Origin of the sequence: Luteimonas salinisoli, from assembly GCF_013425525.1 — a bacterium.
In the GTDB taxonomy this organism is placed as follows: Bacteria; Pseudomonadota; Gammaproteobacteria; order Xanthomonadales; family Xanthomonadaceae; genus Luteimonas; species Luteimonas salinisoli.
This window is the reverse complement of sequence record NZ_JACCKA010000048.1, coordinates 1-3,275: the sequence shown is the minus strand read 5'-3', so window position 1 is coordinate 3,275 and position 3,275 is coordinate 1. Positions and strand designations below refer to the sequence as shown.

Genomic DNA, 3,275 nt, shown 5'->3' with positions numbered 1-3,275 from the left:
AACACCTACGGCTGCTCGCCGTGGACAGACCCGGTGGGGCCGATGGGGATGATGGCGGAGGGTGAGGACGGGGCCGGGCAGGAGGACGCCGCGGAGCAGGAAGCCGCGGCGTCGGACGATGCCGCGCAGGACGCCACGGACCAGGAGGCCACGGACGAGGGCGCCGTCCCGGATGAGGACGCGCCCGGGGAGGAATCGCCATGAAGGGGCTGCAGGTCTGGGCGCTGTGCCTGTTGTGCTGGCTGGCGCAGCCCGCGCATGCGGCGGAGACGGTGCGCTACATCCACACCGACGCGCTCGGCAGCGTAGTGGCGGTGACCGACACCAGCGGCGCGGTGATCGAGCGACGTGAGTACGAGCCGTACGGGGCGCAGCTGTCGCCGGCGGTGGCGGACGGGCCGGGGTATACCGGGCACGTGCAGGATGCGGCGACTGGGCTGACTTACATGCAGCAGCGCTACTATGACCCGGGGATCGGGGTGTTCCTGTCCGTCGATCCGGTGACGGCGCTGGGCAATCCGGTCGGGCAGTTCCATCGGTACAGGTACGCGAATGGCAACCCATACTCTTTCATCGATCCCGATGGGCGAGAAGCGAAGGGCGGATGTGGAACCCACGTCAAGGACCGTGATTCTATTAGCTGTAGGTCTGGCGATACTGCGCAAAATTCGCCGCCGACGAATCAACAGTCACCTGAAGCCAGCAACGGCGGCGGAGGAGGCTCAAGTGGTCGTCAAAGTTACGACTCGAGTGAGTCTGGCTACCACTTCTACGAAGTCAATACACCTGCGTGTGATACCGCACAGCAGCATGGTTGTAGTGCGCAGACCGTATTTTACCAAGGGCTACTCTATCAGCCATTTCCTGGGCCGAGACTGGAGGCTCCGGCAAGCAATGGTCAGATCACTTCAGTTCCTGGTTTCGGGCTAGTTAGAACATTGGTTTATCCAGATCACCTACTGATTAGAAATGAAACATTGCCAGGTCATTTGCTGCATCCCGGAGAAGTTAGTCGTCAAGTGCTTCAGGGTGGCAGCCAAGTTTTCATCCGCACAACTGGAACTGGCACTGGGCTAGGGTGGGGTAGCTGGGCGCAAATCTTAGGAGCGCCGTTTCTTTGGCATAGCGTGGACATACAACTCAGACAGTCATTGCCGGTTTATCCGCCAAGCCCATGAGCTAATTCTGCTGGAGAGAAATTGTGCAGACTATTAATACAGTGAGTTCAAATATGGCATATAGGACTGAGCGTGGTGGATTACATTGGATCAAGCTGATTGTCTTTTCTGTTATTGCGATGGCACTATCTTCTTGCCAAGCAAGTTCATTTCTTCCAAGTCGTGCATTAGAGATTGATTTGCAAGTAGCAAACAAAAGTGTAGAAGATGTCGCGGTTGAAGCAGAAGCATATTTGCAGGAACAAGGCCTAAGAAGGATGGGTAAAGGCGGCTATGATGAAATTCATGGGACTGAAAACACTGTTGGGTATGAGAGTAAAGATGGAGCAATTATCATAAGCATCAGCGTAGATCGCGAGATGCGAGTTCCAATACGTATTTCATCCACCGCTGAAAATTTTCCTCCTGAAGCTGACGCTCTTTTTGAAGGCTTGAAGGTTCGTATGAACAATCGTTGGCCTAATTCGACGCAAGAAACAACGAACTAAAATGGGACAAAACAGGGGACAAAAACAGGGCGACGCCCCCCTGATAAGTTGGACCAGCCAGAACTAGAGGATTCGGCGACACTCAGGCCCAAGGAGGAAGAATCGGGGTCACTCCACTCTGACCCCTGTTTTGCCTCCTGTTTTGCCTGTTTTCAAACATGATTCGGGGTAACGAAGAGCATCGTTCTCAAGAGCTCGCGGGGATAGTTGCTCATGAAGGGGATCACGGTGTTACACAGAGAGACCGAGGCAATAGTCGATCAAGAGATCAGTCTCTGAGTAGTGAAAGAAGCGCATATCGAACACAAGGGCAAACGCATCGTGCGCTTGGGTACGGCACGTCGCCCTACAGACTTTGGACGCCAGGTGGCGGCATAGATGAGGCGCAAATTGATGAGATGGCTGAGAAATCTGCCAGCAACTGGGACAGCCAGTAGGGGTAATCCAATGCTGATCTCGATGAGGCATAGCGCCTGCGTCTGTTTTCTCGTGCTGTTGCAAATCGGATGTGCCGACAACGGGCTGATCAAGAATGCGGAACCCAACTTGTCTGATTTCTGCGAAGTGATCCGTGATCCCAAGATATATGATCGCGACACGATATGGTTGCGCGCGATGGCGAGACCCCCGGACCATGCGCCAATGCGGCTGGAGACGGCGGGTTGTCAAGGAGTTATTTTCTTGGAAATCGGTGAAATAGGTTGGGAAGATGCTCGCCGATCAGCGCTAGAAGCTCGAGTTTGGAACGGGTTCCCAGAACCAACCGCCGGCGTCTGGGTCGATGTGGTCGGCAGGTTCAAGTGGAACAAGGATGGTCGCCCTAGTGGAACGCTGACAGTTTTTCAGATAATTGAAATCGGTGAAGACAACACTGAGAGCCTCATCACAGACTAGAGCACGTTATGAACTTTGAGACGCCGGCTATACGGCTTCTACCTGGCAAGAACAGGCAAGAACAGGGGTCAGAGTACATTTCCGAGGCAGCCTGGACTACGACGCGCACGGCAACGTGGCAAGAACAGGGGTGGAAGAACAGGGGTCAGAGTACATTTCTGACAGTCGATTGCGACTTGAGCTGAGGGCCGCTCCAGCCTGCCGCCGATCGCGCCGCCGCGTTCCAGTGCGCATGCTGCATCTCCCAAAGGGTTGGAAAACAGGGGTCAGGGAGAACAGGGGTCAGAGTACATTTCTGACAGTAGACCGCGGCTTGGGCTGACGGCCTGTCCAGCCTGTCGCCGATGGCGCCGCCGCGTTCCCGTGCGCATGCTGCATTTCCCAAAGAACTGGCACGGATGCCATGCCCAGAATGAAGTGTCTCGACCTGGCTGGCGTAACGCAGCACGTGATCCAGCGCGGCAACGACCGCCAAGCCTGCTTCTTCCAGGAGACGGACTACTTGCGGTATCTGCAGGATCTGCGCGAGGCATCGCTGAACTACGGCTGTCGGCTACATGCGTACGTGCTGATGACCAACCATGTGCACCTGCTGGTGACGCCGGAGGCCGAGGGCAGCGTGTCGCGCATGATGCAGGCGGTTGGGCGCCGCTACGTGCGCTATGTCAACGACTCGTCCGGCCGCACCGGAACGCTATGGGAAGGGCGCTACAAG

At 56.2% G+C, this 3,275-nt stretch carries 4 protein-coding genes and 1 pseudogene; all 5 read left to right on the top strand.

The features are described 5' to 3' along the window. Positions 1–204, top strand: a pseudogene (locus H0E84_RS06940) (hypothetical protein); the annotation flags it as partial. Further along, entirely contained in the window at positions 201–1,178 is a 978-nt protein-coding gene (locus H0E84_RS06935) for an RHS repeat domain-containing protein (RefSeq protein WP_180677913.1), read from the top strand. The pseudogene H0E84_RS06940 and the gene H0E84_RS06935, both read left to right, overlap by 4 nt. A 23-nt stretch (positions 1,179–1,201) precedes the next feature. Next, a complete protein-coding gene (locus tag H0E84_RS06930; RefSeq protein ID WP_180677912.1) occupies positions 1,202–1,666 on the top strand; it encodes a hypothetical protein in 465 nt (154 codons plus the stop codon). A gap of 447 nt (positions 1,667–2,113) precedes the next feature. Further along, positions 2,114–2,560, top strand: coding sequence for a hypothetical protein (locus H0E84_RS06925; RefSeq protein WP_180677911.1), 447 nt, complete (start codon positions 2,114–2,116; stop codon positions 2,558–2,560). A 403-nt stretch (positions 2,561–2,963) separates the two neighbouring features. After that, the coding region (locus H0E84_RS06920; RefSeq protein ID WP_180677910.1) for a transposase at positions 2,964–3,275 on the top strand (312 nt) is incomplete at its 3' end.

What these genes read in the sequence shown, in the direction of transcription:
- H0E84_RS06935 (WP_180677913.1), top strand. Translation starts at nt 201, where the DNA reads ATGAAGGGGCTGCAGGTCTGGGCGCTGTGCCTGTTGTGCTGGCTGGCG.
- H0E84_RS06925 (WP_180677911.1), top strand. Translation starts at nt 2,114, where the DNA reads ATGCTGATCTCGATGAGGCATAGCGCCTGCGTCTGTTTTCTCGTGCTG.